20 protein-coding genes and 1 tRNA gene are annotated in these 23630 nt (G+C 62.6%); 15 read left to right on the top strand and 6 right to left on the bottom strand.

Translation table 11 applies throughout. The features are described from left to right. The 4 genes from VKT51_00240 to VKT51_00225 form a co-directional block, all read left to right on the top strand. The coding region (locus VKT51_00240; protein ID HLJ82584.1) for a pyridoxal-phosphate dependent enzyme at nucleotides 1–700 on the top strand (700 nt) is incomplete at its 5' end. 16 nt (nucleotides 701–716) lie between these two features. Then, nucleotides 717–1859, top strand: coding sequence for a cystathionine gamma-synthase (locus VKT51_00235; protein HLJ82583.1), 1143 nt, complete (start codon nucleotides 717–719; stop codon nucleotides 1857–1859). A 10-nt stretch (nucleotides 1860–1869) separates the two neighbouring features. After that, nucleotides 1870–3312, top strand: coding sequence for a glycosyltransferase 87 family protein (locus tag VKT51_00230; GenBank protein ID HLJ82582.1), 1443 nt, complete (start codon nucleotides 1870–1872; stop codon nucleotides 3310–3312). 362 nt (nucleotides 3313–3674) lie between these two features. After that, a complete protein-coding gene (locus VKT51_00225; GenBank protein ID HLJ82581.1) occupies nucleotides 3675–4475 on the top strand; it encodes an IclR family transcriptional regulator in 801 nt (266 codons plus the stop codon). 35 nt (nucleotides 4476–4510) lie between these two features. Here VKT51_00225 and VKT51_00220 read toward each other — a convergent pair whose 3' ends face one another. Continuing rightward, complete coding sequence (locus VKT51_00220) at nucleotides 4511–4990, bottom strand: helix-turn-helix transcriptional regulator (protein ID HLJ82580.1); 480 nt, start codon at nucleotides 4988–4990, stop codon at nucleotides 4511–4513. Nucleotides 4991–5078: 88 nt separating this feature from the next. On the opposite strand from VKT51_00220, the gene VKT51_00215 reads away from it, so the two are divergent. The 8 genes from VKT51_00215 to VKT51_00180 all read left to right on the top strand — a co-directional run bounded on the left by VKT51_00215 (nucleotide 5079) and on the right by VKT51_00180 (nucleotide 15885). Next, entirely contained in the window at nucleotides 5079–6533 is a 1455-nt protein-coding gene (locus VKT51_00215; protein HLJ82579.1) for a TldD/PmbA family protein, read from the top strand. Next, the gene (locus tag VKT51_00210) at nucleotides 6523–7866 is read left to right on the top strand and encodes a TldD/PmbA family protein (GenBank protein HLJ82578.1); all 1344 of its coding nucleotides are present in this window, start codon (nucleotides 6523–6525) and stop codon (nucleotides 7864–7866) included. The genes VKT51_00215 and VKT51_00210 overlap by 11 nt, the downstream gene beginning before the upstream one ends. 1 nt (nucleotide 7867) lies before the next feature. Further along, on the top strand, nucleotides 7868–9193 hold the full coding sequence (locus tag VKT51_00205; GenBank protein HLJ82577.1) for a hypothetical protein: 1326 nt from the start codon (nucleotides 7868–7870) through the stop codon (nucleotides 9191–9193). 162 nt (nucleotides 9194–9355) lie between these two features. Then, on the top strand, nucleotides 9356–10645 hold the full coding sequence (locus VKT51_00200) for a hypothetical protein (GenBank protein HLJ82576.1): 1290 nt from the start codon (nucleotides 9356–9358) through the stop codon (nucleotides 10643–10645). A gap of 272 nt (nucleotides 10646–10917) precedes the next feature. Beyond that, nucleotides 10918–12108 carry a hypothetical protein gene (locus VKT51_00195; GenBank protein ID HLJ82575.1) on the top strand — a complete coding sequence of 397 codons (1191 nt, stop codon included), beginning with the start codon at nucleotides 10918–10920 and terminating at the stop codon, nucleotides 12106–12108. A 73-nt stretch (nucleotides 12109–12181) separates the two neighbouring features. Next, entirely contained in the window at nucleotides 12182–14128 is a 1947-nt protein-coding gene (locus tag VKT51_00190) for a S53 family peptidase (GenBank protein ID HLJ82574.1), read from the top strand. Nucleotides 14129–14160: 32 nt separating this feature from the next. Further along, nucleotides 14161–14943 (top strand): hypothetical protein, encoded by a 783-nt coding sequence (locus VKT51_00185; protein ID HLJ82573.1) that lies wholly within the window; start codon nucleotides 14161–14163, stop codon nucleotides 14941–14943. 21 nt (nucleotides 14944–14964) lie between these two features. Continuing rightward, a complete protein-coding gene (locus VKT51_00180; protein ID HLJ82572.1) occupies nucleotides 14965–15885 on the top strand; it encodes a hypothetical protein in 921 nt (306 codons plus the stop codon). 30 nt (nucleotides 15886–15915) lie between these two features. Here VKT51_00180 and VKT51_00175 read toward each other — a convergent pair whose 3' ends face one another. From VKT51_00175 to VKT51_00155, 5 genes are all read right to left on the bottom strand, one after another. Continuing rightward, nucleotides 15916–18387, bottom strand: a complete 2472-nt coding sequence (locus VKT51_00175; GenBank protein HLJ82571.1) for an MASE1 domain-containing protein — start codon at nucleotides 18385–18387, stop codon at nucleotides 15916–15918. An 11-nt stretch (nucleotides 18388–18398) separates the two neighbouring features. Further along, nucleotides 18399–18653 (bottom strand): hypothetical protein, encoded by a 255-nt coding sequence (locus tag VKT51_00170; protein HLJ82570.1) that lies wholly within the window; start codon nucleotides 18651–18653, stop codon nucleotides 18399–18401. 108 nt (nucleotides 18654–18761) lie between these two features. Next, nucleotides 18762–19256 (bottom strand): hypothetical protein, encoded by a 495-nt coding sequence (locus VKT51_00165; protein ID HLJ82569.1) that lies wholly within the window; start codon nucleotides 19254–19256, stop codon nucleotides 18762–18764. Between the two features lie 40 nt (nucleotides 19257–19296). Beyond that, the gene (gene solA, locus VKT51_00160) at nucleotides 19297–20463 is read right to left on the bottom strand and encodes an N-methyl-L-tryptophan oxidase (GenBank protein ID HLJ82568.1); all 1167 of its coding nucleotides are present in this window, start codon (nucleotides 20461–20463) and stop codon (nucleotides 19297–19299) included. Further along, entirely contained in the window at nucleotides 20463–21587 is a 1125-nt protein-coding gene (locus VKT51_00155; GenBank protein ID HLJ82567.1) for an aromatic ring-hydroxylating dioxygenase subunit alpha, read from the bottom strand. Before VKT51_00155 ends, solA begins: the two co-directional genes overlap by 1 nt. A gap of 93 nt (nucleotides 21588–21680) precedes the next feature. On the opposite strand from VKT51_00155, the gene VKT51_00150 reads away from it, so the two are divergent. From VKT51_00150 to VKT51_00140, 3 genes are all read left to right on the top strand, one after another. Beyond that, nucleotides 21681–21767: transfer RNA gene (locus VKT51_00150), tRNA-Leu, on the top strand. Between the two features lie 166 nt (nucleotides 21768–21933). Further along, the gene (locus tag VKT51_00145; protein ID HLJ82566.1) at nucleotides 21934–23211 is read left to right on the top strand and encodes a Glu/Leu/Phe/Val dehydrogenase; all 1278 of its coding nucleotides are present in this window, start codon (nucleotides 21934–21936) and stop codon (nucleotides 23209–23211) included. Nucleotides 23212–23343: 132 nt separating this feature from the next. Next, a partial coding sequence (locus tag VKT51_00140) for an NAD(P)-binding domain-containing protein (GenBank protein HLJ82565.1) occupies nucleotides 23344–23630 on the top strand: 287 nt, incomplete at its 3' end.

The raw sequence follows: 23630 nt of genomic DNA, 5'->3' as shown, positions 1-23630 counted from the left end.
GAAGTCATACAAGGTGGAAGGCATCGGCGAAGATTTTCTGCCGGCGACGGTCGATCTCAAAGCCATCGACCGCATGGAGCGCGTCTCCGATAAGGACTCGTTCTTGATGGCGCGCCGCATCTGTCGCGAAGAGGGATTGCTCGTCGGCGGTTCGTCGGGCACGGCCGCCGTCGCGGCACAGCGCGTGGCGCGCGAGTTGCCGCCGGATGCGGTCATGGTCGTGCTTCTGCCGGACAGCGGGCGCGGCTACATGTCCAAGATCTTCAACGACGAATGGATGCGCGCGAATGGTTTCATCGGCGAAGAAGGCCGCGCCGCGACGGTCGGCATGGTGCTGCACGCCAAAGGCAAGATCCCGCAGCTGATCACGCTTTCTCCCACCGATTCCGTCAAGCGCGCGGTCGAACTCATGCGCGAGTATCAGATCTCCCAGATTCCCGTTGTCGAAGGACCTGAGATCGTCGGCTCGGTGAACGAAGTGTCGGTCATGCAGATGGTCTACGATAAAGCCGACGTGGTGCACAGCGAAGTGCGCGACGTGATGGGCCGCCCGTTCGCCGTGCTCGACGATCGCGAGCCGGTCGAGCACGCGTACAAGCAGTTATCGCTGGGCCACGCCGCCGTGCTCGTCGCACGATTGGGGACGCCGATCGGGGTGATCACGAAGATGGACATCATCAACTACTTGTCCGCCACGTAAGAGGAAGTTCGGACGCATGGAATTCGCGACCAAGGCCATTCACGTCGGACAAGAGGCGGAGCCGATCACCGGCGCCACGATCGTTCCGATCTTCCAGACTTCCACGTACACGCAATCCGCGCCGGGCGTGCATAAAGGTTACGATTATTCGCGCACGGTCAATCCCACGCGCGTCGCGCTCGAGCGCTGTCTTGCGTCGCTCGAAAACGCGGAACATGGATCGTGCTTCGCATCGGGTATGGCGGCGACGTCGGCGGTCTGCAATCTGCTCTCGGCGGGCGATCACGTGGTGGTAGGCGACGACCTGTACGGCGGCACGTTCCGGCTCTTCGACAAGGTCTTCAAACGCTACGGCGTGCGATTCGACTACGTCGACGCGTCGTCTGTCGAGAACGTCGTCGCTGCGATGTCCGCGGCGACGAAACTTGTCTGGCTCGAGACACCGACGAATCCGTTGCTGAAACTCTGCGATCTGCGCGCGATCAGTTCAGCGTGCAGGGAGCGCGGCGTTCGCGTGGCCGTCGACAATACGTTTGCCACGCCGTTCTTGCAGAACCCGCTCGATCTCGGCGCGGATTTCGTCGTTCATTCCACCACGAAGTACATCGGCGGCCACTCCGACGCGGTCGGCGGGTTCGTCGGAACAAACGACAAGACGCTGCACGATATCGTGAAGTTCCATCAGAACGCGGTCGGCGGCATTCCCGGACCGTTCGATTGCTTTCTGACGTTGCGCGGCGTGAAGACGCTCGCCATTCGCATGCGCGAACACGAACGGCACGCGCGCGCCGTTGCGGCGTATCTGGACGATCACCCGGCGGTCGAGCGCGTGTACTACCCGGGCTTGCCGTCGCATCCGCAGCACGAACTTGCGAAGCGCCAGATGCGCGGCTTCGGCGGCATGGTATCGTGCGTGCTGAAAGGCGGTCCGGAGCGTGCTCGCGCCTTTGCATCCGCGGTGCGCGTGTTCTCGCTCGCGGAGAGTCTCGGCGGCGTCGAATCGCTCTTATGTCATCCCGTCTCGATGACGCACGGAAGCATCCCCAAGGAGATCCGCGACGCGCGCGGCGTCACGGACAACCTGCTCCGCTTCTCGGTCGGCATCGAGGCCGAATCGGACATCATCGCGGATATCGAGCAGGCGCTCGCGGCGGTTTGATCGCCGCCCGATGAGGCCGCGCGCTCGCGTCGTCGTCTGGACTGCGGCGCTGGTCTTCATCAGTTTCGCCGGATCCGCGCTGTGTCGCTCGCTCGCGCGATCGACGCACGCGGCGTCGCTGACGCCCGGCCCATTTTCGTTCCCCGCGGGTCGGGCGCTGCCGCTGTCCGTCATCAACGGCGCCGATGGCGCGTTGCCGCTGTTCTTCGGGTTTCTCGTGGTCTTCTGCGCTCTCGGTTTCGCCGGCTGGCGTTTGGCAAGCGCGCTGCGTGACGCGCCTGGCTTGCCTGCGTGGGCGCTCGTCTGTGCGCAACTGATCGTCGGGCTGGCGCTGTCATTTTTTCCCGTCACATTTTCGAGCGATGCGTATGCGTACGTGCTGTTCGGCCGCGCGCACGGCGTCTTCGGGCTCAACCCGTACACCCTGGCGGCGCCGATGCGCGTGCTCCACGACGCCGTGCTGGCGCCGATTCTGAACTTCTTCGGCGATCCGCCATTGCGCGACGATTATGGTCCGCTGTGGACCGTGGGCGCGAGCATCGTCGGTCGCGCCGAATCGCATGCCGATCTGTGGACGCAGGTCTGGACGCAGCGTGTCATCGCCGTACTGAGTGCATGCGCGTGTTCGATGGGGCTCTTGCGCTTACGAAGCGATGCGGATCGCGCTGCGCGGACCTATGGCGTCGCGCTGTTCGCGTTTCATCCGCTCGTGCTCTGGGAGTCGGCCGTCGGGGGCCACAACGATTTCGTGATGCTCGCCGCGGTCGTGTGGGCCTTTGCGTTGGGGGAGGCCTACCCGATGATCGCCGGAGTGCTGCTCGGCATTGCCATCGGCATAAAATACGTTCCGCTCGTCGTGCTGCCCGCGCTTGCGGGGCGCGCATTTCGGTCCGGCGGTTTCGTCACCGGCGTCGCGTGCATCGTTGTCGCGCTGGCGATCCCGGCCTTGAGCTTCGCGCCGTTTTGGGCTGGGCCCGCGATGTTCACATCGTTGCAAGGACCGGCATCGGCGCTCGGCTTTTCGCCGACGTCCATCATCCTCGCGCCGCTGTTCTCACACGGTCAGGGCGCTATTTTGTGGGGCCGCTTGCTGCAGCTGACGCTTGGCGCCGTCGTCTTGTGGTTGGCGATCGCGGCGGGAATCAGCGCGGTGCGCGGTCGCTGGCTGCCGTCTTTCTGGCGCCCGGTCGCGGCGTTCATCTGGTCAGCTCCGTCAGTCAACACATGGTATATCGCCTGGCTGATGCCGGCGATTGCGTGCGGCAGACGCTGGGGCGCGTATGCATGGTGGCTTGGGGCTTTGACTGCGGTGCATTACGCGTTCGACATGGGTGCGCTTGGCAACGGGCCGTCCGGTTTCGTGGTGGAAAGCGCGGCGATCGCGTTCTTGCTGATCACGCCGATCATTGTGTCACGCATTTATTTTGAAGGGGCCGGCGTCAGCCGGCCCTGATTGCTCTACAGCTGGCTCTCCAACGTTTTTGTTTTTTTCCGGCAGCCGACGATGTAGTCGGTTATAAACCAGCCGACGCCGACAGCGTTCAAAAGCATACCGCCCAGCATGTACCGATCACCAGCCGGCGGCGAGAGCTTCCCGTGCAGTTCGGAGATATTGATTAAGAGAGAACCCCACAACATCGGCGCCCACAGGCTCTCGAGTAAGATCGGACGTCGGTGGGCCAAGTTTCGCACAAGAACAATAGAAAAGTACAGAGCGCCAGCGCAAGAAATCAAGGCACCCAGGACATACAGGGTCTCCATACGTCGTTTCTTTCTCTAGAAGGCGCAGCTTGCTCTGCTGGCCAACCGAGCGAAATGTTCAACCGGCAGAACGGCTCGACGCTCCCATCGAACGGCGCGGTTTCCGAACCCCGTATTGTGCCGGCCGTCGAAAAAGCATTTCGCCTGCTTGACTGCCTCGCTGGTTCGGGCGAACCGCTCGGCATTTCCGAGTTGTCGCGCCGTCTGGGAATGGGCAAGAGCACCGTTCACGGCTTGACGGGCACCCTTGAAGCGCTCGGCATGATCGATGCCGTCGGCGATAGCCGCCGCTTTAGGATTGGGCGCGGCCTCCACGTCCTCGCCACGCGCTCGAGCGGCAGCATCGATTTACGCGCGGTCGCGCGCGTCAGCCTCGAGGCGCTGGCGGACAAGACCGGACAGACCGCATTTTTGGGTATGCCGCGATCCGATACGGTGACGATCGTGGATTGCGTGCACGGCCGGCCCGCAATGTCGATTTCGGCGCCGATCGGCTCGTCGATTCCGCTCCTCGCCGGTGCCGTTGGGAAGGCGCTCTTGTCGGCGTGGACACCGCTCAAGCGCGAAGCATACGTGACCTCCCGCGATCTGCCGCGTTTTACGCGGCGCACGATCGTGGATCGCGCACGCTACCTCAAAGCCGTCGATCGCGCCGCTCATCGCGGGTATGCGATCGACGTGGATGAATATGTGGACGGTATGCGTGCGGCGGCGGCTGCGATCGTGGGCGCAGATCGCGAGCCCATAGGCGTCGTCTGGGTAGCGGGTTTCGCGCGGCACATCGATGAGGCGGCACTGGACTCGATCGCCGCTTCGGTTTGCGCTGCGGCGAAGGCAATCGCAGCGCAGTTTTAGCGTACGTCGTGCCCGGCGGACCATGAAGGTCCGCCCTACATGTCTTCAACCCAGCCGGCGTTTTTCGCGGCCAGCAGAAGGTAGCGCATTTGCAGTTCGACGCGTGCCACGTCGTCGAGCAATCGATCATCCTGCAGCGCGCGGATGACCGAATTGCGACGGATCACATGCTCGCCCTCAATCGGTTTCGGATTGTTAAAGCGCTCTCGAAGCGTGATACGCATCATCGAGCGCACGCCGCCCTCGTTGAGGAAGAAGAGCGGGTCCAACCCCATCGCGTAGTCGACATCGGTGAAATAGCCGCAACGATGCAAGAAATCAAGCGGATCCAGCCCAAACGCCACGCACAGTCGCGCGAGCTCCCCCAAGCCGGGGGGCTCGCCCGTGCCGTGCAGATACGCATCGACGATGGGAGCGTCGAGGTTCGCCGTCTTCGCCAAGGCTTCGGCTGAAAGTCCGCGCTCCGATGCAAGTTCGGAGAGCCCGACGGCACATCTCGAGGTCCGTTCAGTCATCTCAATCGGATTCGCGGACAAAAGCAAGGTCGCCCTCCGGAAGGCGCATAATTGACGACATCGACACACGAGATTGAAGGAGTGAAGAGTGCGATTCGACGCTGAAGCTCAAGCGGCGCTGGATACCGCCGTCGCCCGCGGCGCGTCATACGCCGACGTCAGGTTCGGCGTGGTCAGAGACGAACACATCGAAGTGCGCAACGGCGTCGTCAACGGTTTCAGCGATTCCGAAAGCGCCGGTTTCTCGGTGCGCGCGATCGTGGACGGGGCATGGGGATTCGCCTCCAGCGCGAACGCCGAACGAAAAGAGATCGACCGCATCGCCGCGCTCGCGGTCGAAGTCGCGCGCGCGAGCGCGACGGTGAAATCGCACGGGATCGAACTGCTGCCAGCCGTCAAACACACGGGCGTTTACCGCACGCCGTTTGAGGTCGACCCAGCCACGATTCCGACGGGCGAGCGCGTCAAGTATCTGATGGATGTCGAAGCGGATATTCGCGGTGCGCGCGGCGTCACGGTCGGTCGGGCGTGGATGGATATCTGGCGCACGACTAAAGAATTTGCGAACACGGACGGCAGCCGCATCGCTCAAGAGCTGCTGCAATGCGGCAGCGCGTGCGAAGCGCTTGCCGTCGGTGAGAACGACGTGCAGGACCGGCTCTTTCCCGGCACGTGCGGGCTCTATCAGACCGGCGGCTACGAGATCATCCAAAAAGCCGACTTGCCGGGCAACGCGCGGCGCATCGGCGAAGAAGCGGTAGCCCTGCTCACAGCCGATCAGTGTCCGAGCGGAACGATGGACGTCGTGCTTTCCGGCGATCAGGTCTCGCTGCAGATCCACGAATCGATCGGCCACGCGCTCGAGCTCGATCGTGTGCTCGGCTGGGAAGCGAATTTCTCGGGAACTTCGTTCGCCACGCTCGATAAACTCGGCAGCTTCCGCTACGGCAGCCCGATCGTGAACGTCGCGTGCGACATGACATGTCCGCTCGCGTTCGCCACGCACGGCTACGACGATGAGGGAACGCCGGCTTCGTCGATCGATCTTATCCGCGAGGGCATTTTGGTCGGCTACATGGCCGGGCGCGACACCGCCATGGATGCGGGCGTCAAACTCTGCGGCTGCGTACGCGCCGAATATTGGGGCCGGCTGCCCATGATCCGGATCGGCAACGTCAATTTGCAACCGGGCACGACACCGAGCGCCGAACTTTTTGACGGCATCCGCAACGGCGTCTACATGGAGAGCAATCGCTCGTGGTCGATCGACGACAAGCGGCTCAACTTCCAATTCGGCTGTCAGCTCGGTTATGAGATCAAGAACGGCAAGAAAGGCAAGATGTTAAAAAATCCGACGTATGCCGGCATGACGCCCAAGTTCTGGGGTTCGTGCGACGCCATCGGCGACCGAAATTCATGGACGGCGTGGGGCACGCCGAATTGCGGCAAGGGCGAGCCCATGCAGACCGCGCGCTCATCGCAGGGCGCAGCGCCTACACGCTTTCGCGATGTCGAAGTCGGAGTCGTCGGCTATGCGCACTGATCTTGCCGCCGAGCGCGCGGCCGCAGACGCGGTGCTCGACGCAGCGCTGCGCGATTCCACCGCCGATGAGACCGAAGCGATCGTTATGGCGCAAGACTACGCGCTTTCGCGGATCATGGGAAACACGATCCACGAGAACCTCGTCGAGCGCAACCGTACGCTCAGCGTGCGCGCGGTCGTCGGCAAACGCATCGGCGTCGCGACTTCCAACGACCTCGACGGCGCCGGCATCCGCACTCTCGTCGATCGAGCATGTGAGATCGCGCGGCTCTCGCCCGCCGATCAAGACTTTCCCGGACTGCCGACGTCGGGTCCGGCGACGTCGGCGATGGAATTTGCATACGATGAAGCGACGGCGGCCACGACGGCCGCAGAGCGCGCCGGCGCCGTCGCAAAGATCGTCAGCGTGATGAAAAAGAACGATCTCGACGCCGCAGGGTACGTCTCCACGAGCGCCGGCAGCGTCGCGATAGCAAATTCCAAGGGCATCCGTCAATTCTTCCGTTCGACGGACTCGGCGATCAACATCAAGGCGATGAGCGCCGACTCTAGCGGCTATGCCGAAGGTCACGCTCGCCAGTTTGGGGATTTGGACGCGAGCGCGCTCGCTTCGACCGCCGCGCAGAAAGCCGTAGCCGGCCGCACGCCCGGTTCCGTCGATCCGGGAGAATATACCGTCATCTTAGAGCCGCCGGCGCTGCGCGAATTCCTCGGCTACCTTTCCTGGACCGGTTTCGGCGCGATGCCGTTCGCGGAAGGCGCATCCTTCATGTCCGGCCACATCGGCGAACGCGTGATGGGCGCCAACGTCACGATCGCGGACGATTTCGCGCACCCGCTCGGCGACGGCATGCCGTTCGATTTCGAAGGCGTCTCACGCAAACCGGTGACGCTCGTGGAACAAGGCGTCGCGCGCGACGTCGTCTACGATTCCTACTACGCGGCCAAACTGAAGCACGCGAACACCGGCCACGCGCTGCCAGCGCCGAACACCTACGGACCGCTCCCGCTCAACGTCGTCGTCTCTCCGGGTCAAAAAAGCGCGGCACAGCTCATCGCCGAGACAAAACGCGGTCTGCTGGTCTCGCGCACGTGGTATATCCGGCTGGTCGATAAACTGCAGACGATCATCACCGGCATGACGCGCGACGGGTTCTTCCTCATCGAAGACGGCCGCATCACTCGCGGCCTGCGCAACATGCGTTTCAACGAGTCCATCGTCGGCGCGCTCGGCCGCTGCGAACTCGCGAACGATCTCGTGCGCTCGGAGAACCACGTCGTGCCGGCCTGCCGGATCGAAGGCTTCCACTTCTCCAGCGGCACCACGTTCTAAGATGAACCTCCGACCGCTAGCCGTCTTCGCGGCGGCCATGGCGGTCGGCGTCGCCTCGTGCGGCGGCGGCGGCGGATCCGCGTCAATCGGTCCGCAGCCGCAGCCATCGCCCGGCGGTTCATCGCGCCCAGCAGGCAACGGCGATGTCTTCCATTACGGCGGCACGCTCACGCAGACGTTCTGGCGCCCGGTGCAGCCAGGCCCATCGAATGCGCCGTCGCCCGAACCCACCAGCACGGCGAACTGGTCGGTGGACGACGTGGCAACGGTGAAAACCGGAAGCACGTTTCACGGCCAGACCGGGTTGACCGATTTCAACTACCATGAGACCGACACCGGGCTGCAGACGATCGTCACCTTGACTGATGATTATCTCTCGTTCCCGCCGAGCGGCAGCGGTCCGTTGAATGACGTAGGCTTTTCCTCAATCGACAGCAATTTCGTGAGCCTCGATGTTCAGCTCGGCGCCGGCAATGGGCAGATCGACATCCTCCCGGAAGTCGCGGGCGCGCAGTGGGTGAATTCCGCGGCGCAAATCTCGACCGAGACCGATCCCGACGGCCAGACGATCACGCGCACGACCAACGCTGATGGATCGTATACGGAAGCCGACTCATTTCCAGACGGCACGACTGCAACCGCGGTTGAGAATAGCGATGCGTCAGGCACGTACAAAGTGCTCCAAGGCACTTCGCTCGAAACCGACTATGCGTACACGGCCCCGTCGGGCGGAACCTTGACGATCACCGTCACCGAACCGCAAGCATCGCCCATGCCGTCGCCGGTCGTGTTCACCGTTCCCGATTGGCAGCCCGCGGGCGGACTTAGCTCCGATTCGTCATCCGATACCGGTCCCACGACGATACCAGCTGCATGCGGCGTACCGAAATCCATCGGCACCTCCGGCATGCACATCGCTGAGACGCGTTCGCTCGTCGACGCGATCTTCGGCACCGTCGATGCGGCCACCGTCGACACGTACGTCGTACAGGGCCGCGGCGTCGCCTGCGTCGTGAGCCACGACGTCGTCACATCGTACTATGACTACACGGGTCAGAACGGTCTTGCTTTTTTTTCGGGCATTCCGGTTCAATACACAACGCTCGATGAGACGCAAGGGTTGAAGACCGAGTCGCTCTTCGCCATCGTGAAGATGCAGCGGGCGGCTGCGCTCGTCCGGGGCGGCGCCGCCTGGCTTCGAACCCGCATGCGGCTGCACGCCGCTCGCGGCTTCCGTGACTTATCACGCGGGCGGCCGCTCCCTAGAGGCGTCCCGAAACTGATGCCGCGACGAAATGAGGCCTTGACGCTCGTTCGTCCGATATAATCAGTACAAGATTTGGCCATCGCGTCGGAGCGTAAAATGAAAATAGAAACGGCACACCCATTCGGGCGGCATATTCATGCCGCTCTGTCGCTTATATTCGTCGTCTCGATCGCCGCCGTCATCACTGCATGCGGCGGAGGTGGGGGAGGAGGCGGAACCACGATGAATCCGCCGCCGAATCCATCGCCGAGCCCAACGCAATCTCCCGTCTCGTGCTCGTTGATCGCACGGCATAGCGGCCTCCACGTCAGCTGGCAAGCGCGCCTACGGCCGCAGCATCCCGCGGTCATCTCACGGCGGATCGGACCCGGCCCAGCACGGCCGGTGTGTCCGAGCGCAGGTCCGGGATATATGCGCTGCATGTCGTGGATCCGAACGGACATCGGGCGCACGCCGAGCATCGTTCCGTCAGGATATAGTCCGGCCAATCTTCAAGCGGCCTATGGTCTCGCGAGCGCATCGAGCGCCGACGGCGGCAATCAGACCGTCGTCATCGTCGATGCGTATGATGATCCGGGCGCGGAGGCAGACCTCGCCGTCTATCGCAACACGTTCGGGCTCTCCGCGTGCACGACAGCCAATGGATGTTTTGTGAAGGTCAACCAGTTCGGCGCCACGTCACCGCTCCCCACAACGGATTCAACCGGTAACTGGGAAGCCGAAGAGTCGCTCGATCTCGACATGGTTTCGGCCGTGTGCCCCAACTGCGAAATCGTGCTCATGGAAACGGTGGATCCCGGCTTCAACAACCTATACGGTGCCGAGGATACAGCGGCGACCTCATGTGGCGCGACCGTTATCTCAAACAGCTGGGGCGGCGGTGAATATCCAACCGAAGCAAGCGACGAAGTGAACTTCAATCATCCCGGCATCATGATCACGTTCGCGGCCGGAGATTTTGGATACTCGCCGTCTCAATCGGGCTATCCGTCTGGGTCACAGTATGTGACGTCAGTTGGCGGCACATCGCTGAACCAAGGTGGCGGAGGTACGTGGACGCAGACAGCCTGGTCCGGCCCGGCCGGAGTGGATGGCACGGGCAGTATTTGCAGTGCGTACATCGCGCAGCCAGTGTGGCAGACTGCGCTCGGATCAGCCTATACGAGCGTGTGCAGCACGAGAATCGACAATGATGTGTCCGCGGTCGCCGATCCGAATACCGGCGTCGCGGTCTACGACACGTTCGGCGGAGGTCAAGGCTGCTCGACGTGGTGCGTCTTCGGCGGAACGAGCGCATCGGCGCCGATCATCGGTGCGGTCTATGCGCTCGCCGGCAATGGCGCAGCGCTGACGTACGGCTCGTATCCGTACAGTCACGTGGCGGGCAACTTGACCGATGTGACGAGCGGCTCGAACGGTCCGTGTCCTGGCAATACGTTCATCTGTATAGCAGGCGTGGGCTTCGACGGACCCACCGGCTTAGGCACACCAAACGGAATCGGCGCGTTCTAAAAATCGGCTGAAGGGGCCGACTGTCAGTCGGCCCTTTAAATCCACCGAAGGGGCCGACGTCAGTCGGCCCTTTGAATTCGCTGAAGGGGCCGACGTCAGTCGGCCCACTCGGCAATCGTTGCGGGCGAGCGTTGCTCGCCCTACTACGCAGGGCAAGCGTCGGGCAGCGTCCTCAAGGACAAAAGGCCCTTTCGGCGGGGGCGCGCGCCTGGCTAAAATACGGCAAGACCTGCGCTTTTCAGCAGGCCATAACTTCGTTTTAAGGAGTCGACATGTCATCACTGCGCGGTGCATGCGCACGGATCGCGGCGACCGGCGCCGCGATCGCTTTGTTGGCGGGCCAGTCCAGCGCCGCGCAAGCCGCGTGCACGTGGTCGGTCGTCCCCACCGTGAACCCGGGTGCGAACTTCAACATCTTCGGCGCGGTTTCGGCCACGTCCAAAACCAATGCGTGGGCGGTTGGATACTATTCGATCAGTTCAACCGAGACTGGAGCGCTTGCAGAGCGATGGAACGGCAGCGTCTGGAAAGTTGTTCCGACGCAGAACCCAAGCGCCAACCAGACAGTGTTCTTCGGCGTCAAGGCGCTCGCGAACAACAACGCGTGGGCTGTCGGATACTATCAGACGGCGTCCAACCTGTTCGAACCCATCTCCGAGCATTGGAACGGCAACAAGTGGACCGTGGTGAACATGCCGCCCGCGCCGGCGCCGAACGGCGGATACATGAATTCCGTCGATGCGGTATCGCCTACCGACATCTGGGCGGTCGGTCTGCAGATCCCGACATCGGTCGGCTATCAGACGTTCGCCGAGCACTGGAACGGCACGAAGTGGTCCGTCGTCACCACGCCCAACGTCAACGGATTCAATCAGATCCTCCAGACGACGTTTGCCGTCGGCACGTCCGACGTCTGGGCCGGCGGATACTACACGCTGAGCTCCGGCATTAAGCAGAACCTCTCGATGCATTGGAACGGCGTGAAGTGGACGATCGTGCCGATGAAAGACGTCGGCTCGAGCAACAATTTCATCAACGGCATGGGCGGCTTCGCCACAAACGGCGTTTTTGCGGTCGGCACGCATCGCAATACTTCCGAGAACGGTCCGAACACTCTCTCCGAGGGCTGGAACAGCACGAAGTGGGCGGTGCAGAGCTCGCCCAACGACGGCTCACTCACCACCGCGTTCGAAGCGGTGGTCGCATCGACATCTGAAGGCGCATTAGCCGTCGGTCTCGTCAATCCGGTGACCGGCCAACAGTTTCAGATCCCGTACGCGGCCCTGTGGAACGGCACGAAGTGGGTGCAGTCGCTTCCGGTCGCAGCCGGAACGTACGGCAGCTTCTTCAATTCGGCGAGCCTCATCCCGGGAACGCACGATTTCTGGGCAGCCGGCGGCGCCTTCGATTCGGCGGGGAATTTCAACGCGCTCACGACGATGCAGATGCTGCAGTGTCCATGATGCCTTCGCGGAGAACGCGTACGCCGAGCGAGCGATAAGGTTCTAGCGAAGTCTTCGAAGAACCGGAACCGGCGTGAGCATCGTGCTGGCGCTTTACTTGTCGTTCGGCTTCATACACCCATCGGCGTCAGGACACGTCGTCACATTGCCGGTTGGGCGACGACCGGCGGCGCAGACAGCCGGCATCCAATACGATGCGGGTGCGCTCGCGGGCGCCCGTTGCTTCGGCCAGGCAAATCTCGGCACGCTCGGCATGGATGTGGTCGTGCCGCTGCGCGACGAGTCGGGCCTGCTCGCATACGCGCGATCCGTCAGTGACCCGTCGTCACCCGCATATAGACATTTCCTGACGCCCCAGCAGATCGGTGCGCTTTATGGCGCCGACTCGACGGAGTACGGCAACGCGCTGAACTACTTCGCAAGCGCAGGGTTGGCTGTCCAAGCGTGGCCGCAACGTGGCAGCCTGCGAGTCTGGGGCGATCAGCATCGCATCGAAGGCGCGCTGCACACGACGTTCGGCGTGTGCGAAAACGGAAACCATCTATTCTACGCGCCGGTCGTGCCGCCGTCGGTCGCTTCATCCGTGCGCATCGCCGGCATCGGCCGGCTCGTCACGCTCCATTCTTTTCACTCGCACATGATGATCGTCTCGCCGCCGGTGCACGCCCAGGGAGGTCTCGGCAACAATCTCTTGCTCGGCTACTCACCGTGGCAGATCGCGACCGCCTTCGACTACACCGGCGCGTACGATACCGGCATCACCGGCCGCGGCATCACGATCGGGGTCATCGGAACCGGGCCCATCTCAAGCGCCGATGTGCCCGCGTATCGCGGTCTCTACAAAGTGATCGGGGCGGGCACGGTCAGACAAGTGAACGTCACTGCGGTCTGCCCCGTGTGCAGCACCGGTCTGCAGACGCCTCCGCCGGTCACGGCACCGTGCCAGCAGACGAATCCGCCGAACTATAACGTCTGCAATCCTGAAGACGTCGAGGCGCAGCTCGACACCGAGCAGTCGTCGGGACTCGCTCCCGATGCGAGCGTTCTCTTCTATCTCGCGTACAATCCGAACGAATGCAATTCGCCGGGCGCGTGCAATCACAACCCGCCGACCCCCGCGCTTGGCATCGGCGAGACCGACGACGAGCTGCAGCAGGCGATCGCCGACAACACCGCCGACATCGTCAGTCTTAGCGCGGGCGGCGGAGAGCTTGACATCGCCTCTCCGGGCAATCCGCTGCTGCATCCGGATGGCACCGGGCTCGAGCCGGATGAATTCGCGATGCTGGCGGCCGAAGGTATCGCCACTTTCGTCTCATCCGGCGACACGGGCGCCGAGGGTTGTCAGCAAGACGGTCTTCCCATGACCGAAGACGTTCTCTGCGTGGCCTATCCCGCAAGCGACCCGGATGTCGTGGCAGTCGGCGGCACCACCACTCCGATCTTGTCGAACGGACGGCTCGCCGGGCCGATCACGGCTTGGGGCGTGCAGACGGCGCTGCTCGGCAGCAACGGCGCGACCGGTGGCGGACTTTCCACCGTCTTCGCGCGGCCGAATTTTCAAAACCCTGTCGCAAACGTCACGGGATCGGTGCGCGGCGTTCCCGACGTGGCGCTGAACGCCGATCTCATAACCGGCGACGCTGTCGTGATCGACGCCTTCGATCCAAACCTCGTGGCACTAGGAGCGGTCGGCGGCACGAGCGCCGGCGCTCCGGGCGCGGCCGCGATGTGGGCGCTTGTGCTTCAAGCGTGCCGCTTGAATCCGCGTTGCGGCCTGGGTCCGTCGTCGCATCCGTACCGGCTCGGCAATCCCGACGGCCTGCTCTATCGTCTTTACACGCTGCCCGAATATCAGCAGACGGTCTATGATATAAACTACGGCAACAACGCCGTGTTCGGCATCAGCAATCCGAACCAGCTCGACCCCGGTTATAACGCGGGCGTGGGCTACGATCTCACGACCGGCATCGGCGCCCCGTTCGCGCGCGCGTTAGTTCGCGCGGTGACGGGGATTTGATCAAGGTCGCCTCGCTAACAGCCGGAGGCGCATTGCTTCAGAACGCTTTCGGTGACATCGCGGCGATCGCGATGTTCATCGCCGCAGTCGCCGCATCCGAGATCGGCTACCTGCTCGGGAAGCGGCTGCGCGGGCGGGCGAGCAACGCCGACGCGTTTGCGGCCATACAATCGGCGATGTTCCCGATCCTTGGTCTCTTGCTCGCTTTTACGTTCTCACTTGCACTTTCGCGGTTCGACGCGAGGCGCAACGCAGTCGTGAACGAGGCGAACGCCATCTCGACCGCGGTCGCGCGCGCGGATGTCTTGGATCCGGCCGACCGTCGATCGCTGCACTCGCAACTGCGTGCCTACACGCAAGTTCGCATCCAATTCGTCGAAGCGGCGTCCGATCAACAAGCACAGGACGCCGCCACGGCAGAGTCACTGGATTTTCAGCGCGCGATGTGGGCGATCGGCACGCGCGCGGCAAGCTCCGACGCCCGTCCGCAGCTGATATCGCTGCTCTTGCAATCGTTGAACGACGTCGTGGACGCGAGCGCTCTTGAGGCCGCGGCCGCGGAAGCTCACATCCCCGACGCGATCCTCGCGATCCTATTTGCGATCGCTGCACTCACGGTTGGCGTTGCGGGGTTCAACGCGGGATTGCGAGGCGGGAGAAGCACGGCTTTTGCGATGTACGCGCTTGTCTTGGCACTGGTGTCGACGGCGATCATCGACTTGGACCGCCCGCAAACCGGCTGGACGCGGGTGAGTCTGGTTCCCTTGCAGGACGTCGTCTGGTCTGTCGAAGATCCGCAAAAACCCGTCCGGTGAACTGCATGGCTCCGGCGTAAAATGATTCTAGACAGCGCCGAGCGTCGGGCAGTTGGTTTGTTGAAGTGGGCCGATGGTTGCTCGATTTGGTCGTTGGACATCGAGTCGGGATGGGTTGAGAAGGTTCCATTTCTCGATGCCCTGCGGATTTCGGTTCACAGCGGCGAGCGAGGACTCTTCTCAGTCTTACAGGTCATCGCAAGCGACAGGTTCCGCATCACGATCCACGATGCGGCGGAACCGAACGAGTCGTTAGCCTGTGTGAACTTCTCGCGCGACCGAGCTGACTTTACCGGTACCCATTCGCTTTGGGCGTCCGTGCCAACCGCGTACTACATCTTGATGGGCATTTCGCCGACCTTCTCAGATGCTTTGATCGTGCTCGACACGCGAAAGTGCATAGTCGAATGGATTTTACCCATACCGGACAACAGGCCGAATTTTGGAGACGGCCACTCAGGCGTCGTTCAGGTTCCTGGAAGAGATCAACTCCTGATCCTAAAGTACAAGGAGTCCGAAACGCTGCTGTACGATCTCACCGAGCGCAGAAGCCTTGAGGTGGTGAGCTTCGGAAATCGCGGCGGAAATCTTCATCCGGTCTTTCGAAAAAACGCGCGCGAGGTGCTAGCGATCGACTACGACACGCTAGCAGTGCTCGATACGACGACGTGGAAACACATTCGATATCGACAACTGCAGGCGGGCCTGGACGGGATCGGACGCTATGTCGGCGAGCTCTTCATCACAAGAGACGAAACGCGCTGCGTCGTCGCTCGTCCGTTCAATGCAGACGTCGCGGTTCTAACGACGGACGACTACGAAATCGAACGTACGATACCGGTTCCCGGTAAGCCGTACGACGTTGCGATGTTGACGTCCGGGCGAGTGATCTGCCGGGAGGGCGAGACCGGCCGGTTTATCGGATGGCCGGTCCTCCGATAACTCCGCGGCGTTCCGGTCGCGTGCTCGCCGCTATGGCGGCGCGACGTGATCCGAACTATGCGCGTGGTTGGTTGCCGGTAACTCGATCGTCATCGTCGTTCCCGCATCGGGCGACGTCTCGAGATGGACCGCTCTCGCGAGAGCGCCGATGAGGAATAACCCCCGCCCGTTCTCCGTGAGATAGTCTTCGGGCAGGGTGGGAGAAAATTTCGCCAGGCCTGGACCGGTGTCGTGGATCGTCATGACTGGAACGGAGCGGCCCCAGTCGATCTCAACGGTCACAAGGCCTGGAGCATGTTTGACGGTGTTGGCCAGTATTTCACCGATCAAAAGCTCGAAGCGGTAGAGCTCCTCGTCAGACGTCACAAAGCCGCGCACGAAGCTCATCAGCTCGTGGCGCGACGTGTGTGCGGAGTACGCGCTGCTCGAATGGAAGGTCCACGTCTTGCGCAAGTCGCCATTTTCGGATTGCGTCGGCAGCGGTCGCGGCGTGAGTTGCAGCACCATGAGCACCGCATCGTCCGTGGGACGATCGAAGCCCATGACGGCCCGCTGGAGAACAATCGCCGGGCGCTCCTGCGAGATCTCGCGCGCCAATCGAGAGAGCGTGTGCAACAGCACGCTCTCGGTCTTGGAGATGTCGCGCGAGAATTCGGTCACGCCATCGGTGTAGAAGAGCAGCTGAGCGTCGCGCTGCAACGCTATGGTGTGCACGACAAGCTCCAGATCGGTCGCCACGCCTAACGGCAACCCGCCGTTCGAAAGCGATTGCGCGCTGCCCGCATACGTCGCGATCATCGGCGGCGGGTGCCCCGCGCTGGCGTAATGCATGACGGAGAGATCTTTGTCGATCACAGCGACAAGCGCCGTCGCAAGCGACTCATCTTGAATGCGCAGTATCCGGTTGACCTTCGCGAGGACGTTCGCCGGATTCGGCTGTTCGATTGCCGCGGCAAATATCGTTTGGCGGATGCGGTTCGCCGTGACGGCCGCCGCGAGTCCGTGACCCGTGACGTCGCCGATGGACACGACGAGCTCGCCTGTCGGCAGCTCGAATGCGTCGTACCAATCCCCGCCGACCAGCGACTCGCGCTCGGCCGTGAGATACAACGCGTCAAAATGCAAGTCCGGACGGATCGGGAGGCGGCCTGGAAGGAGCGCAGTCTGCAGCGTCTCGGCCGCTTTCACGGTCTGTTGCAGGGCGCGTTTCTGGTCGTCGATGTCGGTGCACGTGCCATACCATCGGGCGACTGCGCCGGACTCGTCACGCGACGGCTGTGCTCGGATCAAAAACCAGCGATACGAACCGTCGTCATGACGGATGCGCGCTTCCATTTCAAAAGGCTCGCCCGTGGCGATCGACTGCGGCCACTCCTTCATCACGCGCGGCAAGTCGTGCGGGTGCACGACGCCCTGCCAGCCCCAACCAGCCGACTCTTTCGGCGACTGGCCCGTGTGCTCGTAGTAGCGCTGGTTGTACCAGTCAAACCAGCCCGTCCGGTCGGCCGTCCAAACCATCTGCGGTACGATCTCGGCGAGGACGTGGAATCGGCGCTCCGCAGCTTTGAGGTGGGCGTTCGCGACGCGTCGCTCCGCCGTTACCGCGCCGAGCGAAAGACCGGTCGCCACCATGACGGCCATGAACGTCACGAGCATCGAAACCCGGTGATCGAGCGTTCCGACCGTGAACGGTCCGAGATTGTGCACGGTTCCCCAAATCGCGATCGCAGAGATGACGACTGCCGTCAGTGATGTCACGCGTTGGTTGAAACGCAAGCCCGTCCAGATGATGAGCGGATAGACCGGGTACTGCAGCGGGGTGGCGCTCATGAAGAGCAGCCACGTGGCTGCCAGCAGCGCGATACTGAATAGGGCGAACTCCGCCGCGTCGCGCCAGCTCGCTCGGCTCCAGCGTTGGGCCGAAGCCCACGTGAGGACGAGCGGCGCGAAAAGCATGACGCCCATCGCGTCGCCGATCCACCACAGCAGCCAGACCGACCCGAACGACGACCACGGGATGATCTTCGCGAGCGCGAGAACGAGCGTGCCGTTGCTCGCTGAGATCGTCATCCCGCAGAGCGCGGTGATGATAACGAGTCCGAGAACGTCGCGCAGGCGCTCCAGGCGAGCGTCGAAATCTACGAAGCGGTTCACGAAGGCCACGCCGATCACGGGCGCGAGCGTGTTGCCGATCGCGATGCCGAACGCTGCGAGGAGCGGCTCGCTCGTCATCGCGTTGCTGACCAGTGCGCCGAGGAAGACTCCCGGCCATACTCGCAGGCCGAGCAGCAACAACGCAGCGACGGCGATCCCGGTCGGTGGCCAGAGCGCGGTTACTTGTTTGGTCTGAAACGCAAACGAAAACCCGAGTTTGGCCCCGGCGACGTACAACACCGCGACGATCGCGATCTGCAGGATGTCGCGGCCGATGTCCGGCCTGAAGAACCAGATCGATGATCCAGGTTCTTTTTCGACTTCCGGTACTCTAGGCTCGCGTATCATCGAGGCGCGATTTATAGTTCGAGCGGAGCAAACGACGCCCACTGATCGCGGCTCTCAGCGACATCGCCGACCTTGACGAAATCGCAGGCGGCATTGAAGCGCTGCCACATCGCAAGCACTGCGCGATTGCTATGCGCCTTGTCGATCGCCCGGTGGGATATCCATTCGAAGACCTCGAGGACCGTGCCGTCCTTCGCCCGCATGATGATCGGCGTGCGCTTTGTCGCGAGACCTTCGCGGCGCAACGTCTTGACGTGCTCGCGCATCAGTTGCTCCAAGGCGCGTTTCTTTCCGCGCTTCGGCCGGTAGCAGGCGATGCAGACCACTCCCACAAGGCACGCTATTGGAACGGGTCGGCTAAAACCCCTATGCGCTCAGGGATTCGAAGACGGTGCAGGTGCCGGCACGCGCGGCTCGTTCGTCAGCGCGGGGACCGGATGCATCGGCGCGCCGACGGCTGTGCTAAGCCCGAGCGCCTGTGCGACGGCATATGAATCGCCGGCGAGAATCGTCGTGCCGCAGGTCAGATCTTGCGAGCGCGCCCCCTTCCACCACACGTAGAGCGACGTGCCGAACGATACGCTCTTCATGCAGTGGATCATGGGGTAAGATCTCAAAGGCAAGGCTTGCATATCCGTGAAGAACTTCGTCGTGATCGCCTCAGGCACGTTCGCGGTCGCCCGTTTGTCGCCGTGGACATACTCGGCTGCGCCCGATCGCTGAAGGACGATTCGATAGCCGAGCGCGTTCGTCGATCCTGTGTTCAGTATCACGGCCGCGCCTCTAGGCACGGGCAGATAGGGAACCGGCGCCGCAGCAAGAGCGGCGACCGGCACGATCAAAGCGAGGATCACGAGCAGCTTCTTCATATACATACTCAACGTTTCGCGTGATTCGGACGTTCCACCGCTATACCATGTACTGCTTCGACGGATTGATCTCACGCAGGATGGGGCGTTCGGAAGAAAATCCCGAGAGATCGCTCGGCGTGCTGCCGTCTACCACCAATTCGCCGAGTATGCGCCCGATCACCGACGCAAATTTGAACGCGTGGCCTGCGCCGATCGCAAACGCAACGTTCGGATGGCCGGGGACCAGATCGATCACAAAGTCGCGATCGGGCGTGAGCGTGTACAGACATGTCTTCGTCCGGATGACGGGACCGAGCGCACTCGGAAGATAACGACGCATGAAGTCTTCGACGCGCGCGAAATTTTCTTCATCCGGCTCGAACGTGCGCGAATCAGGGTCGACCGGCTTGCCGCCGGCGTCTTGCGCGATTTTCGGCCCGGCTTCGCCGAAGACCGGAAAGCCGTAGAACGACGGGTCGTCCATCCATATCCAGACCGGGAAACGATCCGGCGCGAACGCCTCCACGTTCGGCGAAGCGAAGTACGTGACTTGTTCTTTTGTGATCTCGAGCGGTAGACGAAGCCCAAAGTTCGCAAGTGCGTTGTTCGACCACGGCCCCGCAGCGATGACGAGCTTCGCGCAGCGATATGTCGTGCCGCCGGCGCGGACGTCCAGCTCGCCGTTTGCGTCTCTGATCCATTCGACCGGCGCGTTGTCGCGGAGCACGGCGCCATGCGCACGCGCCATGCGGCGATGTGCGTCATTGGCGCGCTCGGCCATGACGAGACCGCTCTGACTCTGGTGGAGGCCTTCGATATCGTCGGTCAGCGTGAACTGCGGCCAGCGCCGCATGATCTCGCGTGAGTCGAGCCGCTCGAAAGGAACGTCGCATGCGGCCATCGCGTCGGCGTATCCCTGCAGCGGGATCGCGCTCACGCGCGGCCCGAGATCCAGTCCGCCGGTCTTCAAGACGACGCGCGTTTTTGCATCGGACTCCAACGTCTCCCACGACTCGTACGCGCGCTTTGCCAAACGCACGTAGTTCGATGCATGATACGAGAGCCGGATTATTCGCGAGTGGTCCTGCGATTCGCCGCGCACGTGGCCGAATTCGAACTGTTCCAGACCGAGCACGTGCATGCGGCCTCCACGCGCGAGCCAATAGGCGGCGCCGCTTCCGATGCCGCCGAGTCCGAGCACGATGCAATCATAGTCGCGCGCCACTACTGCCCCAAACGCTCGTTGATGTAGCGTCGCATGTCCAAACTCCAGCTCTCCATCGGGGCGTAATAGCCGAACTCCCAAACGCGCGAGGTCATGCCGCGCTGGACGCTCTCGCAGATCGCCCAGTCCTGGCGGTTCGTCAGATCCCAGAAATCCACGGCATCGGATGGATCGAAGGCGGGCTTTGCGATTTCGTCGGGGTGGAAGAGAAAGTCGCAGACAATCGCGGTGCGAGCCGGGCCGCGCGGGAAGAGGGTGAACGCGGCCACGTGATCCGCCGACAGGCTGAGCATGCAGTTCGGATAGATGAGTTCGCCTTTGTGGCGCGTACGCTCGTCCTCGTCGAGTCCTGGGAACTGCGCGCGCGAAGTCGTGCCGCTGAACGTGAACGTGTTCGCGCCGTCGCGGTGCGGGATACCCCGCTCCCAGTCGAGATCCGCGCCGCCCTTGACGCGAAACGCCGGCACCACCGCGCAGAGTTCCGGATGTACGCCGGCGCAATGGTAGCACTCGTTGTAGTTCTCGAGGATGACTTTCCAATTCGCCGCGACGTCGTAGCGCAGCGTTGCGCCCGTCCGCAGCTGCGCGAGCGGATACCGTTCGAGCCGCGCCGGAACGCCGCCTAATTGCTCGGCCAACCGCGATTGCGCCGGCTGCGGGCTGTGCAGCGAAAGGTTGACGAATACGAATCCGCCCCACGTGTCGACGTCGACCGCGTGCAGCGGTAACTCGTCTTTCCAAACGCCGTCTGCTTCCGCGAGAAATGGAGCTGTCCGCAGTCTGCCGTCGAGCTCGTACGTCCACGAATGATACGGGCATCGAATCGCGCCCGGCAGCACACCGCTCGACTCTTCGGCGACAAGCCGGCTGCCGCGGTGACGGCAGACGTTGAAGTGCGCGTGAAGCGTGCCGTCCTTCGCGCGGACGATGAATACGCTTTCGCCGGCCACGTCAATCGCGACGAAGTCGCCGGGATTCGTCACGCGCTCCTCACGACAAGCGAGAAACCATTCGCGCATGAAGATGCGCTCGCGTTCGAGACCGAACGCAGCTTCATCGACATATGATGCGCGCGGCAGCGTTCGCTCGAGGCTCGTCTTGACGGGCTCTGACGGGGAACTCACATCGAACGCTTACGGGCGTTATATGCGCCGCCCTCCTGCGTGCATCGTCGAGGGGAGGAGCGTTCGCGGACCCTTCGAACATAAACGTTCGGCGCCGAAGTGGCGAAATTGGCAGACGCGCAAGTTTCAGGTACTTGTGTCCGCAAGGATGTGCAGGTTCAAGTCCTGTCTTCGGCACCAAAGCCTTACAAATGCAGGGTCGACGCATTCCGGTGTTTGCGTGATCTCGCGCACGCGAGCTGACGGGAGTTTCGTCCCATCACCGCAGAAGCCACGCAGTCCTGACACACTAAAGTCTAGGACGCAACGCTCTGTCGTGCTCGTCTAAACACGCGAAAGGAACCTCATGTCGTCAACGCTCGATCGATCCGCCGCACAAGGCTCGCGCAATGTCTGGGAGATGGCGCAGGCGCAGTTGGATGACGTCGCCGTGCTGCTCGGTCTGGACGCCGGCATCCACGCATTTCTCCGCTCGCCCAAGCGCGTGCTCACCGTTTCGGTGCCGTGCGAGATGGACGACAGGTCGTATCGCGTCTTCGAAGGCTATCGCGTGCAGCACAACATGTCGCGCGGTCCGGCTAAGGGCGGAATCCGGTTCCATCCGGACGTGACGCTCGATGAAGTCAAAGCGCTGGCGATGTGGATGTCGTGGAAATGCGCGCTCGTCGACATTCCGTTCGGCGGAGCGAAGGGCGGCATCATCTGCGATCCCAAGAACATGAGCATGCGCGAGCTCGAACACATGACGCGCCGGTACACGAGCGAGATCTCGATCATCATCGGACCAGAACGCGACATCCCGGCTCCCGACGTCTATACCACGCCGCAGATCATGGCTTGGATCATGGATACATTTTCTATGATGCGCGGCTACTCGATTCCCGGAGTCGTGACGGGCAAGCCCATCGCGATCGGCGGATCGCTCGGCCGCGACAAGGCGACGGCACGCGGCTGCATGTTCGTGATCGACGAAGCGCTGCGGGAGTTGGGCATCTCCGCTGACGGTGCGCGCGTCGCGATCCAAGGTTTCGGCAACGCAGGATTGCACGCCGCAGAATTGATGAACGCGGCGGGCTACAGGATCGTGGCGGTCTCGGATAGTCAAGGCGGCATCGCCAACGCCGCGGGGCTGGATGTGAAGAAGCTCATCGCGCACAAATCGGAGACGGGGTCGGTCGTCGGCTTCGGCGGCGGCGACGCGATGTCGAACAAAGATGTGCTCGAGTGCGAATGTGATGTGCTGATCCCCGCGGCGCTCGAAAAGGTGATCACCGGCGAAAACGCCGGGCGCATCAAGGCCAAGGTCGTGGCCGAAGCGGCAAACGGTCCCACGCTCCCCGAGGCGGACAGCGTTCTCTTCGATCGCGGCATCATGGTATTGCCCGACATTCTCGCCAACGCGGGCGGCGTCACGGTTTCGTACTTCGAGTGGGTGCAAGATCTTCAGGAGAACTTCTGGGACGAAGAAGAAGTGAACGCGCGCCTCAAGCGGACGATGGTCCGAGCGTTCAAGGCGACGTACGAAAAGGCCAAACAGCACAAGATCAACATGCGCCGCGGCGCGTATGTGCTCGCGGTCGGGCGCGTCGCCGAAGCGACGATGCTGCGCGGCGTCTACCCGTAAACAATGTAGGGCGGACCTTTACGGTCCGCGATGATAGGGCGGACCTCTATGGTCCGCCCGCGATGAACCGTAGAGGTCAGCCCCGTCGCCGCTAAGAATCAAAGCGGCCCCTTGTCAGGAGGCATTTTGCGCATGGCGGCAGCTTCTCGTATCGGTATCGTCGGCGTCGGGCGCATGGGCGCGAACATCGGCCGGCGTCTGCACGAGACCGGGTACCCTGTCGCCGCGATCTACGATGCGAATCAAAGCATCGCAGACGAAATAGCGCGCGAACTTGGCGCCGAATCGGTCCGGGAGCTTGCTCGTGTCACCGCCGCGTCGGATGTCATCCTCACCGTCGTCACGGATGACGCCGCTATGCGCAAAGTATTTGCGACGACCGGCGATTCGCTTCTGACCGGAGCTTCCGGCAAGATCTT

This window comes from Candidatus Eremiobacteraceae bacterium, from assembly GCA_035295225.1.
Lineage (GTDB): Bacteria > Vulcanimicrobiota > Vulcanimicrobiia > Eremiobacterales > Eremiobacteraceae > JABCYQ01.
Note: the sequence above shows the minus strand (reverse complement) of the source record. Positions and strands in the feature narration are given on the sequence as shown.